We start from the raw sequence: 12,058 nt of genomic DNA on the forward strand, positions 1-12,058 counted from the left end.
CTCGAACGCCCGCCCGTCGCCCACCACCACCCTCGGGGGAATGGCTCCGCCATGCAGCAACGTCCGCGTGTGCTCTCCGGTATCCAGCCCACCGCCGGCTCCTTCCACCTCGGCAACTACCTCGGTGCCGTGCGCCAGTGGGTGGCGCTGCAGGAGTCCCACGACGCCTTCTACATGGTGGTCGACCTGCATGCGATCACCGTCCCCCAGGACCCGGCCGAGCTGCGCCGCAACACCCGGATCGCGGCGGCCCAGCTGCTGGCCGCCGGCCTCGACCCGGAGCGCTGCACGCTCTTCGTCCAGAGCCATGTGCCCGAACACGCCCAGCTCGGCTGGGTGATGAACTGCCTCACCGGCTTCGGCGAGGCCTCGCGGATGACGCAGTTCAAGGACAAGGCCGCCAAGCAGGGCGCCGACCGCACCTCCGTCGGCCTGTTCACGTACCCGATCCTGCAGATCGCCGACATCCTGCTCTACCAGGCCCACCAGGTCCCGGTCGGCGAGGACCAGCGCCAGCACATCGAGCTGACCCGCGACCTCGCCGAGCGCTTCAACGGCCGCTACGGCGAGACGTTCACGATCCCGGCGCCGTACATCCTCAAGGAGACGGCCAAGATCTACGACCTCCAGGACCCGTCGGCCAAGATGAGCAAGTCGGCCGCCAGCGCCAAGGGCCTGATCAACCTCCTCGACGAGCCGAAGGTCTCCGCGAAGAAGGTCAAGAGCGCGGTCACCGACACCGACACCGTGATCCGCTACGACACGGAGAACAAGCCCGGTGTCTCCAACCTCCTCACCATCTACTCCACCCTCACCGGCACCACGATCCCGGAGCTGGAGCAGAAGTACGAGGGCAAGATGTACGGCGCTCTCAAGACCGATCTCGCCGAGGTGATGGTCGAATTCGTCACACCGTTCCGGGACCGTACGCAGGAATATCTGGACGACCCCGAGACGCTGGACTCGATCCTGGCCAAGGGTGCGGAGAAGGCTCGTGCGGTGGCCGCCGAGACCCTCGCCACCACCTATGACCGGCTCGGATTGCTGCCGGCCAAGCACTGACGGCACCGTCCGCGCCCGGCCGGGAGCGTCCGCACGGCGGACCGCAACCGGCCGCGCGGACCGCGCAGGACCCGGGGCCCCCACCCGTGGGGGCTCCTGCGCCCGCGCACAAGACGGCCGAGGACGCTCCCCGGGAAGGGCGCGCACCCGGCACACTAAGAGGGTGCGCGAGCGCGCCGCACATACGTCAGGAGGGAGAACGCAGTGGGGACCGTAACGCTGGGCGTTTCGATCGCGGTCCCGGAGCCGTACGGCAGCTTCCTCCAGAGGAAGCGCGCGGGCTTCGGGGACCTGGCCGCACCCGGCATCCCCACGCACATCACCCTCCTCCCGCCGACGGAGGTCAGCGCCGAAGCGCTGCCCGGCATCGAACGCCACCTCGCCGAGGTCGCGGCCGGCTGCCGCCCCTTCCCGCTGCGCCTGGAAGGCACCGGGACCTTCCGTCCGCTCTCCCCGGTCGTCTACGTCAAGGTCACCGAGGGCGTGACGGGCTGCACCGCCCTCCAGGCCCGGATCCGCGCCGCGTCCGGTCCTTGCGCACGCGAGCTGCAGTTCCCGTACCACCCGCATGTGACCGTCGCCCACGGCATCGACGAAGCGGCCATGGACCGCGCCCAGGCCGGGCTCAGGGACTTCTGCGCCACCTGGACGATCGGCGGCTTCGCGCTCTACGAGCAGGGCCCGGACGCGGTGTGGCGGCTGGAGCGGGAGTACCCCTTCGGGCCGCGGACGGCCGCGGTCCCGCGCCAGGCCGCCGATCTCTCCCGGCCGCCGGCCGCCTCCTGCTGAGCGCGGCCGTCCGTCGCGGGAACGGCTCGCCCCGGTCGCCCGCGGTGTCTGCCGCGGCCCCGCTCCTGCTTCCCTGCGGGCTGTCCCGCTGCCCCGCTCCTGTTCCCCTGCGGGCTGCCCCGCTGCCCGGATACCCGGAGGTCGGGCGCGCCTTTCCGGTCGCGCCGGGCGCGCGCCTGACATCCTGCACGGACCGGCGGGCACAAGGTCACCAGGGCAACGGCCGCCTGGGACCGCACGAGGGGAACGCCATGGACTGGTTGAGCAAACTGCCGGTGATCGGACCGGCCGTCACCTGGCTGATGACCACGCACCTCTGGCGTGCCTATGAGCGGATGCTCCGGGTGCACTGGACCCGGCTCAGCGCCGCGATCACCTTCACCAGCTTCGTCGCGCTCTTCCCGCTGCTCACCGTCGCCGCCGCGATCGGCGCCGCGCTGCTCAGCGACGCCCGGCTGCACACCCTGGAAGGCAAGATCGCCGAGCAGCTGCCCGGCATCTCCGGACAGCTCGACATCGCCGCACTCGTCGACAACGCCACCACCATCGGTCTGGTCGCCGGTGCCGCGCTGCTGCTCACCGGCATCGGCTGGGTCGAGTCGCTGCGCGACTGCCTGCGCGCCGTATGGGAGAAGGACAACGAGAAGACCAACTTCTTCCTCGGCAAGCTCCGGGACGGCGTCCTGCTGCTCGGGGTCGGCGGCGTCGCCGTGCTCTCCCTCGCCTGCTCGACCTTCGCCGGCGCAGCGGTGGGCAAGGTGGCCGAGGCGATCGGCCTTCCGGAGAACGGCATCGGCAGCGTCCTGCTCTCGGCCGCCGGCTTCGTCATCGCCGTCCTCGCGGACTTCCTGCTGCTGGCCTACATACTGACCAGGCTCCCCGGCGTCCATCCGTCACGCCGCGCCGTCGTGGTCGCCGGCCTCCTCGGCGCGATCGGCTTCGAACTGCTGAAGCTGCTGCTCAGCGGCTACCTCCAGGGCGTCGCCTCCCGGAGCATGTACGGCGCCTTCGGCACCCCGGTCGCGCTGCTGCTGTGGATCAACTTCACCGCGAAGCTGCTGGTGTACTGCGCTTCCTGGACGGCCACGGAGGAGGAGCAGCACGCGGGGGACGAAGACCTCAAGACGCCGGACGGGCCGGAGGCGCCGGAGGAGCCGGAGGAACCGGGCAGGACTGACGGCCAGGAGGTACGGGAGGCGCCGGACGGGCCGGCGGGGCGGGAGCGGGCGGAGGGACGCGAGCGCCACCGGGCGGCCTGACGGTCACCGGCGTCAGCCGCCCTCCCGCACCCGCGCCCGCGCGGGTCACCTACGGGGCCGGCGCCGGTGCACGGCGAACGCCACGATGCCCAGCAGCGCCAGCACACCGCTGCCGACACCCACCGCGGTCCACGCGCCGTTCGCACCACCGGCGCTGTTCAGTGCGGCCTGGGTGCTCTTGTGCCCGTCCTTGCCCTTGCCCTTGGCCTTCACGGCGCCGGTGCCGTCGTCCTCGCTCCTGGGGCCGACGAGCCGCCCGACCGGGTCCACCTTGTCGGCCGCCGCGAAGCCCCAGTCGAGCAGCTTGGCGGCCTCCTTGTAGGCCTCGTTGTGCTCCTTCTTCTCCGGGTTCATGATCGTGACGAGGAGCTTGCGGTCGCCGCGGTGGGCCACGCCGGTGAAGGTCGACCCCGCGTGGGTGGTGGAGCCGTTCTTCACCCCCGCGATACCGGGGTACGGCTTGATGTCGTAGTCGCCGCTGAGCAGCCGGTTGGTGTTCTGGATGCCGAACGTCGCCCGCTTGCCGCCCTTGCCCGCGTCACCGGGGAACTGCGCACTGGCCGTCGAGCAGTACTCGCGGAAGTCGGCGTTCCGCAGCCCCTCCCGGGCGAACAGGCTCAGGTCGTACGCGCTGGAGACCTGGCCCGGCGCGTCATAGCCGTCCGGGGTCACCACATGCGTGTCGTTGGCGTTCAGTTCCTTCGCCCGCTGCTGCATCTGCGCGACGGTGGCCTTCGTCCCGCCGTTCATGGCGGAGAGCGTGTGCACCGCGTCGTTGCCGGACCGCAGGAAGACGCCCAGCCACAGGTCGTGGACCGTATAGCTCAGGTTCTCCTTTATCCCGACGAGGCTGCTGCCGGCACCCATCCCCGCCAGGTCGGCGGGCTTGACCGTGTGCTTCTGGTTCTTGGGGAACTTCGGCATCACCGTGTCGGCGAACAGCATCTTCAGCGTGCTGGCGGGCGCGAGCCGCCAGTGCGGGTTCTTGGCGGCCAGCACCTTGCCGGACACGGCGTCGGAGACGATCCACGAGCGGGCGGTCAGCGCGTCCGGGCCCGGCAGCTTCGGCGCGCCGGGCTTCAGCGCCACCTGGACGCCGGGAGTGCCCAGCCGGCCCCCGCCGATCTGCGACATCGTCGACGGCGGCGCGGGGGCCTTGGGATCGGCGTGTGCGGTGCCGGCCAGCAGCGGGGAGGCCAGCAGCCCGGAGGCGGCCAGCGCGGCGGCGGTGCGCAGGGGGAAGCCGTTGCGGGCCGCACGACCGGCGGTGCCGGCAGCGGCAGGGGCAGGGGCGGCCGATGCGGTCAGGACAGCTGATGCGGCCGGGGCAGCCGATGAGGACGGGGCAGCCGATGTGGCCGGGTCGGTCGGATCGGTGGAGGCCAGGGAAGCCGGGGAAGCCGTGGAGGCGCAGAAGGTCGTCGGCACGTCGGTGAACGTACCCGCCTTTGCCCGGGGCGCCGACAGCACCCCACGGAAGAGTGCCCCTGCCGCCCGCCGGATGGAGCCGCTGCCCATACTGGGAGGTATGAAGCTCTCTCGCCCCGTGTCCTGGTTCCTGCTCGCCTTCGGGGTGTGGAGCTGGTTCATCTGGATCACTTTCGTCAAAAACCTCTGGAAGGACGGGAGCGGTCTCGCCTTCGACGCCGCGGGTGACCCGACGGCCTACTTCTGGGTGCATCTGCTGCTCGCGGTGGCTTCCTTTCTTTTGGGGACGGCGATCGGAGTGATCGGGTTCCGCGGCGTACGGGCCCTGCGCCGCGAGGCCGCACAGGGCACGCCCGACCAGCCCTCCGCCCCCACCTCGTCCGCCGCCTGACCCACGGGCACGGGCAGCCGCCGTGATCTTCGCCCTGATCGTGGTCCCGGTCCTCGGACTGTTCTTCGGCGTGCACCGCTACTTGTGGTGCCGGCTCGTCCGCGACACCACCACACCGCACACCCGCCCCCGCCGGGCAGGCACCGCCGCCGCCTTCGCCCTCCCCCTGACCGCCCTCGCCGCCCTGCTGGCCGCCCGCGCCGGCGCCCCCTTCCCCCTCCAGCAGGCACTCGCCTGGCCCGGCTTCCTCTGGCTGGCACTGGTGCTCTATCTCACACTGGCCCTGCTGGTCGGGGAGGCGGTCCGCGCGGCGGGGCTCCGGGTACTCGGCGATGAGGGGGCGGGCGGGGGGACGGGGGAGGACGCCGGGGCGCCGTCGGACGCGGGGACGGGGTCGCGCGGCGGGGTTCAGCCGGGTGCGGGGGCGCCGTCTAACGCCGGGACGCGGTCGGGCGCGGGAGCTCAGCCGGGCGCGGCGGCCCCGCCAGACGCCGGGACACCATCACCCGCGGGAACGCCATCGGCTGTCTCCCCGCCCCTCCCTCCGTCCCCCGCCCCCTCCCCGCCCTCGGCGCCGACGCTCCTGCCGCCCGGCACCCACGCCCTGCCGCCGCTCGCCGTGCCGCCGCGCCGGCTCTTCCTCGCCCGGGCGGTCGCCGCCGGCGCCACCCTCGCCGCCACGGCCACCGTCGGCTACGGCACCGTGACCACCCTCCGCGGCCCGGCCGTGAAGCGCGTCACCATCCCCCTGACCAAACTGCCCCGCGCCGCCCATGGATTCCGGATCGCCGTCGTCAGCGATATCCACCTGGGCCCGATCCTCGGCCGCGCCCACACCCGGCGGATCGTCGAGGTCATCAACCGCACCGACCCCGACCTGGTGGCCATCGTCGGCGACCTGGTCGACGGGAGCGTCGCGGACCTCGCCCCGGCCGCGGAACCGCTGCGCGGACTGCGCTCTCGATTCGGGTCATATTTCGTCACGGGAAATCACGAGTATTACTCCGGCGCGGCCCAATGGGTCGACCACGTACGTGAATTGGGCGTACATCCCCTGGAAAATGCCCGTACGGAATTGCCCGGCTTCGATCTCGCGGGCGTCAACGACCTCGCGGGTCAGACCGAACACGCCGGCCCGGACTACGACCTGGCACTGAGCGGACGCGACCCCTCCCGCGCCGTCGTCCTGATGGCCCACCAGCCGGTCACCATCCACGACACCGTACGGTTCGGCGTGGACCTCCAGCTCTCCGGCCACACCCACGGCGGCCAGCTGTGGCCCTTCACCTACGTCGCCGACGCCACCAACCCCACCGTCGCCGGCCTGGAGCGCTACGGCGACACCCAGCTCTACGTCACCCGCGGTGCGGGCGCCTGGGGCCCACCGGTCCGGGTGGGGGCACCACCGGATGTCACGGTCGTCGAACTCGCATCGACACAGGCATAGTTCGGGACCGGGGTGCCCATGGGGTGATCCGGAAGGGGTGGGCGGGCCGCCGTTCGGGTATTGGATAACGGACCGTCTACAAAGTGCGGTCGCATTCCGCCCGGAATCGGACAGATCACGACTTACGATCTTGCTATTTCGGTCGCCAACTCCTTAACCTTTATTGACTTTACGCTGCCCGTCGGCCCTCGCCGTGGCGGCGCCGGAACGGACGGCGCGAGTGGGATGACGGGGCCGGCCGGGCGTGCGCATAACGGGGAGAGTGGTCATGGGCAAGCACTACAAGGTTGATCTCGACGAGCTGGACAGCGTCGTCCGCCAACTCAGGAGCCTTCAGGGCGATATGGCGGAGACCAGCCAGAAGGCCGAGTACGGCACGAACATCCCGAAGACGGCGTTCGGTATCAACTTCGGCGAGGCGGAGGAAGTCTCCCGCGCCCATGACCGCATGCAGACGTATCTGAAGGACGTCATCAAGGCACTCCACGACCTCACCCACAACTTCGGCGAGAAGACAGAGGCGAGCCGCGGTGCCTACGAGGACCAGGAGCACGAGACCAAGGCCTCGATGAACGGCTGACCTCCACGGTGGTGCAGGGTTGAGGACGAGAGGATGACGATGAAGGGGGGCCGCTGTGGTTAGCGCCATGGAGGAGCGCGAGAGCGCTGAGACGAGTGAGAGGCAGCGGGAGGAGGGGGAGCGGGCGAACAAGCTGAAGTCGTTCCAGGGTGAGCGACTGACCCCGCACTCTCCTTCCGACTTCCACCACCACGGCATCGACGCGCTCCGCAAGATGATCGAGAACGCCAAGCCGGAGACGCTTGAGTCCGCCGGTGATCACTGGCGCAACTCCGCCGATCTGCTCGGCGGCCACGATGGTCACGGCGGCATCCGTAAGAAGTTCATGGATGCCGTCGATCATGCGACGGCGCACTGGGAGGGCTCGGCGGCCGACGCGTTCCGCACGGAAGCCGTCAAGGTGCTCGGCAAGATCGACCGGACGTACCGGCATGCCCGGAAGGCCGAGGCGTCGTTGATCGGCTCGCGTGAATCGGGCCGGGAGGTGGGTCTTGCCCACAACCTTCGCCAGGCGATGGAAGCCATGTCGAAGATCCACGACCCGGGCAACTGGGACAGCTTCACGGACGACAGTGGCGACGACGCCCAGTTCCACCGGGACATGGCGAACCCGAAGATGGACGCCCGCCAGGCGCTGGAGCTCAACCGGGACAAGCTGTCCCTGAGCAAGGAGCGCCAGGTCGAGGCGGTCGTCGTGATGGATGAGCTGGCGAATCACTACACCTACCGCTCCCACGGCTGGGAAGAGTACGACGATGACCTCAATGGCGATTGGCCGAGGGAGCCGTCGAACACCCCACACCCGCCCCCGGTGCGGATGCCTGACACGGCCGACAGGCACCACCCGGATCCGTCGTCGGTGACACCGCACCACCCCCATGGTGCGGGTGGTGGAGCGGTGCCGCCCGGGTTCGACGGCCCCAAGGTCAGCCGGCCGGACCTCCCGGTCCACACCGGGCTCGACGGCCTGCAGGGCGGCACCATGACCCCGCCGCCGGTTTCCGGTGGCCACAGCGGTGGCCTGCCCGGTGGCGGGCATGGCGCGGTCCCCGGCCCGGGCGGCGGTTCGGGCGGCGCGATGCCGCCGGGCCCCATCGGAATGCCGGGCGGCGCCATGCGGTCCGGTGGCGGACGAGGGATGTCTGGCGCCGGAGGTATGCGTGGAGGCATGCCGGGCGCGGGTGGCGCAGGCGGCGCCAAGGGCGGCAAGGCCGGCATGGCCGGACGCAGCGGTGCGCAGGCGCGTACGCGTGGCGGAATGGCGGGCAAGCCGGGTAGCCCGGCCGGCGGCGCCAAGCAGGGCGGCGCGGGTCTGCACCGCAGCCGTGGTGGCCAGCAGGCGGGCATGGGTGCCGCTGGAGCCAAGGACAAGAAGGGCAAGGAGCGCACCACCGGTCAGCGCCCCGACTACCTGATCGAGGACGAAGAGACCTGGACGCCGCAACGCAATGTGGCGCCCCGCGTCATCGAGTAGGACACCGCCACCGTCGTACGGCGGCCGGTAAGGAGTGGCCCCGCGCCCGAGGGTGCGGGGCTTCTCTTCTGATGGAACACTGCCGCCCGGACAGCACAGCGAGAAGGAGCAAGCATGAGGGTCACCCGAACACTGCGCGCGACGGTGGGTGCCGCGTTGACCGGCGCGCTGCTCATCACCGCGGGCGGTACCGCCTCCGCAGATCAAACACGCAAAGATCAGTGGCCGTTGGAGGCGTTCGGGGCCGAGCAGCTGTGGAAGGAAGCCACCGGCAAGGGCGTAACGGTGGCCATCCTGGACAGCGGTTTCCGCAAGACCCATCAGGACCTGAAGGGACAGTTTCTGCCGGAGCCGGACTTCGGCAAGGAAGCTGAGGCTGAAGCCGCGAAAAACCTCAGGGAAGGCGAAACGGACGTTCGCGAGCATGGCACCGCCATGGCGTCGATCGTCGCGGCGCACGGCCATGGCCCGGGTGGCTCCGACGGCGTCAAAGGTCTGGCGCCTGGCGCCAAGATCCTCCCTGTGCCGGTGTTCGGTAAGAGCGGTCAGGCTACCCGTTGGGCCGTGGACCACGGTGCCGGCGTCCTGAACATGTCCTACGACGGGATGGAGGGCGGCGATCAGTGCAGCTCCATCAACTACGCCCTCTCGAAGGGCGTAGTGGTCGTGGCCTCAGTGGGCAACGAGGCCGCGACGGACAGGACATTTCCGGCGGCCTGCCCCGGAGTGATCGGCGTCGGTGCGGTTGATCAGTACGGCAAGTCCGCCGAGTTCAACAACTACAACTCCGACACCGACCTCCTCGCACCAGGGGTGAATACCCCGGTTGCGGATGGCAAGAGCGACGCGGGCTACCGGACCTCGAAAGGCAGCTCCCAGGCCGCCGCCTACGTCTCCGCCGCAGCCGCCCTCCTCAAGGAGAAGTACCCCGACCTCACTCCCGGCCAGATCGCCAACCGGCTGGTGAAGACGGCCGGTCTGCCCAAGGACCAGAAGGGCCTCAAGCTCCCGGACGCGCACTACGGCTACGGCTTCATCCAGCCCGGCCCCGCCCTGCGGAAGGACATCCCCGAGGGCTCCAAGGAGGGGCCGCTGCCGATGCCGAAGGGCAAGGCGTCCTCGCAGCTGGACGCGGGCAAGCCCGACGCCAACCCCCCGATGGGCGGCAAGGCGGCGATGCAGCGGGCCCTGCTCTACGGCGGCATCGGCCTCGGTGTCCTGGTGGTCGTCGGTGCCGTCGTCGCCATCGTCGTGGCAGTCCGTCGCCGCAAGGGCGCCGGAAGCCAGAGCTGGGGCTGAGCCGCCTGCCGGAAGAGAACCCCATGGCGTACGAGCCGCGCAGTCCGGAGCTGCGGGACGCTCCGGACATCGCGCAGGTGCTGAAAGCCAACCGCCTTGCGCTGGCACGGCTCATGACCGTGCGTTTGCTGATCGGTGTGGGTCTTGTGGCAGTCTCAGTGGCGCTGCAACGCGTGACGGGGGCTGATTCGTTCTTGCTCGCTCTGCCCATTCCTGTCGGTGTGGGCGTACTCATCATGACGGTGTGGCGCGCCGTTTACGGGATCCGTGTCTCCCAGTGCGAGAAAGTGCTCCGTCACTACCCGCTGGAGTTCCGTCCCCGGGTGGTCATGAAGCGTGCGAAGTGGACCGAGTACGGCGATGTCCACCACATCCGTGTGACGACGCGAGGGCAGCACGGGGCGCCGCTGATGCTGGCGGTCAACGCGGCGGGGCGTCGGCGTTGGCCCGAAGCGGCGGAAGAAGGCGCGTGGTTGGCGGGTGACCTGCCCTTCGGGGGTGTTCTGGTGGTGCCGGGGAGCAACGCGATGCTGTTTCTGAAGCCGGCGGACTGGGACAAGACCGCGCGGCGGCGGGAGGAGGCCGGCGCGCAGCGGATCGCAAGGGCCCATCAGGCCGGGCTGCACCGGATGACCAACCGGTCGTGGATGATGAGGCGGGGAGCGTGAGGCGGCACTGAAGCCGGCCCCGAGGCCGGACCGGGGCAGCCGCCCGGGCAGCGCATTTCCCGTCCCGTCCCGCCCCGTTCCGTCTCGCCCGGAGGTAAATCGGGCGACGCCCCCCATGGCCCGCTGTTAACTTCAGCCCCCATGGACCCCGTAAGTGAAAAAGCAATACGCGCCTCGTTCGTCAACTGCTCGAAGGGGGAGGCGAGCAGGATCCATCTGCCGGTGGGGCTGGTCGAACTTCCTTGGGGGGAGCTGGACTTCCTGGGGTGGCGCGATCCGGGGGCGCCGGACCGGAGTTATCTGGTGGCGCCGCGGGGCGAGGGGATCGTCGGGGTGACGCTGCGGGTGCCGCAGGGCGTACGGCGGAGCTTTACGAAGACGACGGTGTGCTCGGTCTGTGTGACCGGGCATCCGGGGTCCGGGGTCAGCCTGCTGGCCGCGCGCCGGGCCGGTCCCCTGGGGCGGCAGGGCAACACCGTCGGGACGTATCTGTGCGCCGACCTTGCCTGCTCCCTCTACGTCCGGGGGCGCAAGCGGTCCCAGCTCGCCGGGCGGCACGAGGAGACGCTGCCGCTGGAGGAGCGGATCGCCCGTACCGTACGGAACCTGGACGCCTTCCTGGACAAGGTCCTGGAGGGCGAGCAGTAGGGGACAGCTCAACAGCTCAACAGCCAACAGCTCAACAGCCCAACTCGCCACGGCAGCAGTCGAGTTGCGGAGTTCCGGCGGCCGCCGGATGCTACCCGTGGGTTTCGGTTGCGGCAATCCACCCTTCGGACAGATCCTCGTGTCCACGCCGTGAGCACAGCGGCGCAAAGGCAGGGGGGCGATGTGCTGCGAGTGCACTTCACCGCGCAGGATCTGGTGCGTACGCGAGTGGCCGACGGTGCCGACCCGCTCTGGGAGACGGTGCTGAGCCTGCACAGCCTGCGGGAGGACCGGACCGATCCGGCGCTGGCGGCCTGGCGGCAGCACGCCGTACGGCACGGGCCGGGGCCGCTGCGGACGCTGTTCGCGCTGGTCCCGCTCCATGGGTACTTTCCGGACTTCCTCACTCCGGCCGCGTCCCAGTACGGGATCGAGTCCGGTCTGGAGGCCGTGATGAGCACCCCGCGCCGGCGGCTGCGGACCGAGCTGACCCGGCTGTCGGGGCACCGGGCCCTGCCGGGGTGGGCGCGCGGCATCGGCGAGGGGGAGCCGGCCGCACTGCGGCAGCTCGCGCGCAGCCTGCGGACGTACCACCACCTGGCGGTGGCGCCGTCCTGGCCGCGGATCGCCGGGCGGGTCGGCGCGGACCGGGAGTGGCGCAAGCAGGTGCTGGCGCAGTCCGGGGTGGAGGCGATGCTGCGGACGTTCGGGGCACCGATGCGCTGGCGGCCGCCGGTGCTGGAGGTCGGCTATCCGGTGGAGCGGGAGCTGCACCTGCGGGGACGGGGCCTGGTCTTCGTCCCCTCGTACTTCTGCTGTGACCATCCGCTGGCGCTGGTGGACGAGGCGCTGCCGCCGGTGCTCGTGTACCCGGCGCCGGCGCGGGAGACGGCGGGCGGACAGGCCGAAGGGCCCCGCCTCCGGGGATACGGAGGCGAGGCCCTTCGGGACGTGCCGGCGCTGTTCGGCGGCCGGGCCAAAACCCGGACCGCCGCCAGGCGCTGAGCGCTGAG

12 protein-coding genes are annotated in these 12,058 nt (G+C 70.7%); 11 read left to right on the plus strand and 1 reads right to left on the minus strand.

The genetic code is table 11. The annotated features are described in order from the left end of the window. Nucleotides 1-51: 51 nt before the first annotated feature. From trpS to ABZ851_RS08585, 3 genes are all read left to right on the plus strand, one after another. Nucleotides 52-1,062, plus strand: coding sequence for a tryptophan--tRNA ligase (gene trpS, locus ABZ851_RS08575; protein WP_361124904.1), 1,011 nt, complete (start codon nucleotides 52-54; stop codon nucleotides 1,060-1,062). Between the two features lie 204 nt (nucleotides 1,063-1,266). Continuing rightward, entirely contained in the window at nucleotides 1,267-1,851 is a 585-nt protein-coding gene (locus ABZ851_RS08580) for a 2'-5' RNA ligase family protein (protein WP_361124074.1), read from the plus strand. Between the two features lie 251 nt (nucleotides 1,852-2,102). After that, a complete protein-coding gene (locus ABZ851_RS08585) occupies nucleotides 2,103-3,110 on the plus strand; it encodes a YihY/virulence factor BrkB family protein (RefSeq protein ID WP_361124076.1) in 1,008 nt (335 codons plus the stop codon). A 45-nt stretch (nucleotides 3,111-3,155) separates the two neighbouring features. Here ABZ851_RS08585 and ABZ851_RS08590 read toward each other — a convergent pair whose 3' ends face one another. Beyond that, nucleotides 3,156-4,628, minus strand: coding sequence for a D-alanyl-D-alanine carboxypeptidase (locus ABZ851_RS08590; RefSeq protein WP_361124078.1), 1,473 nt, complete (start codon nucleotides 4,626-4,628; stop codon nucleotides 3,156-3,158). A 10-nt stretch (nucleotides 4,629-4,638) separates the two neighbouring features. On the opposite strand from ABZ851_RS08590, the gene ABZ851_RS08595 reads away from it, so the two are divergent. The 8 genes from ABZ851_RS08595 to ABZ851_RS08630 all read left to right on the plus strand — a co-directional run bounded on the left by ABZ851_RS08595 (nucleotide 4,639) and on the right by ABZ851_RS08630 (nucleotide 12,050). Beyond that, nucleotides 4,639-4,929 (plus strand): SCO4848 family membrane protein, encoded by a 291-nt coding sequence (locus tag ABZ851_RS08595; RefSeq protein ID WP_093493509.1) that lies wholly within the window; start codon nucleotides 4,639-4,641, stop codon nucleotides 4,927-4,929. Nucleotides 4,930-4,951: 22 nt separating this feature from the next. Continuing rightward, nucleotides 4,952-6,376: a metallophosphoesterase gene (locus ABZ851_RS08600; RefSeq protein WP_361124081.1), complete on the plus strand. Its 1,425-nt coding sequence runs from the start codon at nucleotides 4,952-4,954 to the stop codon at nucleotides 6,374-6,376. A gap of 268 nt (nucleotides 6,377-6,644) precedes the next feature. After that, nucleotides 6,645-6,956 (plus strand): hypothetical protein, encoded by a 312-nt coding sequence (locus ABZ851_RS08605; protein ID WP_361124083.1) that lies wholly within the window; start codon nucleotides 6,645-6,647, stop codon nucleotides 6,954-6,956. Nucleotides 6,957-7,011: 55 nt separating this feature from the next. Beyond that, complete coding sequence (locus ABZ851_RS08610) at nucleotides 7,012-8,430, plus strand: hypothetical protein (RefSeq protein ID WP_361124085.1); 1,419 nt, start codon at nucleotides 7,012-7,014, stop codon at nucleotides 8,428-8,430. Nucleotides 8,431-8,544: 114 nt separating this feature from the next. After that, a complete protein-coding gene (locus ABZ851_RS08615) occupies nucleotides 8,545-9,729 on the plus strand; it encodes a S8 family serine peptidase (protein ID WP_361124087.1) in 1,185 nt (394 codons plus the stop codon). Between the two features lie 23 nt (nucleotides 9,730-9,752). Beyond that, nucleotides 9,753-10,397 carry a hypothetical protein gene (locus ABZ851_RS08620; RefSeq protein ID WP_361124089.1) on the plus strand — a complete coding sequence of 215 codons (645 nt, stop codon included), beginning with the start codon at nucleotides 9,753-9,755 and terminating at the stop codon, nucleotides 10,395-10,397. Nucleotides 10,398-10,538: 141 nt separating this feature from the next. Beyond that, the gene (locus tag ABZ851_RS08625; RefSeq protein WP_361124091.1) at nucleotides 10,539-11,045 is read left to right on the plus strand and encodes an FBP domain-containing protein; all 507 of its coding nucleotides are present in this window, start codon (nucleotides 10,539-10,541) and stop codon (nucleotides 11,043-11,045) included. Between the two features lie 183 nt (nucleotides 11,046-11,228). Further along, nucleotides 11,229-12,050: a hypothetical protein gene (locus ABZ851_RS08630; protein ID WP_361124093.1), complete on the plus strand. Its 822-nt coding sequence runs from the start codon at nucleotides 11,229-11,231 to the stop codon at nucleotides 12,048-12,050. Nucleotides 12,051-12,058 lie beyond the last annotated feature (8 nt).

Source organism: Streptomyces sp. NPDC047049, assembly GCF_040643995.1.
GTDB lineage: Bacteria > Actinomycetota > Actinomycetes > Streptomycetales > Streptomycetaceae > Streptomyces > Streptomyces mooreae.

What these genes read in the sequence shown, in the direction of transcription:
- trpS (WP_361124904.1), top strand. Translation starts at nt 52, where the DNA reads ATGCAGCAACGTCCGCGTGTGCTCTCCGGTATCCAGCCCACCGCCGGC.
- ABZ851_RS08585 (WP_361124076.1), top strand. Translation starts at nt 2,103, where the DNA reads ATGGACTGGTTGAGCAAACTGCCGGTGATCGGACCGGCCGTCACCTGG.
- ABZ851_RS08590 (WP_361124078.1), bottom strand. Translation starts at nt 4,628, where the DNA reads ATGGGCAGCGGCTCCATCCGGCGGGCGGCAGGGGCACTCTTCCGTGGG.
- ABZ851_RS08595 (WP_093493509.1), top strand. Translation starts at nt 4,639, where the DNA reads ATGAAGCTCTCTCGCCCCGTGTCCTGGTTCCTGCTCGCCTTCGGGGTG.
- ABZ851_RS08605 (WP_361124083.1), top strand. Translation starts at nt 6,645, where the DNA reads ATGGGCAAGCACTACAAGGTTGATCTCGACGAGCTGGACAGCGTCGTC.
- ABZ851_RS08615 (WP_361124087.1), top strand. Translation starts at nt 8,545, where the DNA reads ATGAGGGTCACCCGAACACTGCGCGCGACGGTGGGTGCCGCGTTGACC.
- ABZ851_RS08620 (WP_361124089.1), top strand. Translation starts at nt 9,753, where the DNA reads ATGGCGTACGAGCCGCGCAGTCCGGAGCTGCGGGACGCTCCGGACATC.
- ABZ851_RS08625 (WP_361124091.1), top strand. Translation starts at nt 10,539, where the DNA reads ATGGACCCCGTAAGTGAAAAAGCAATACGCGCCTCGTTCGTCAACTGC.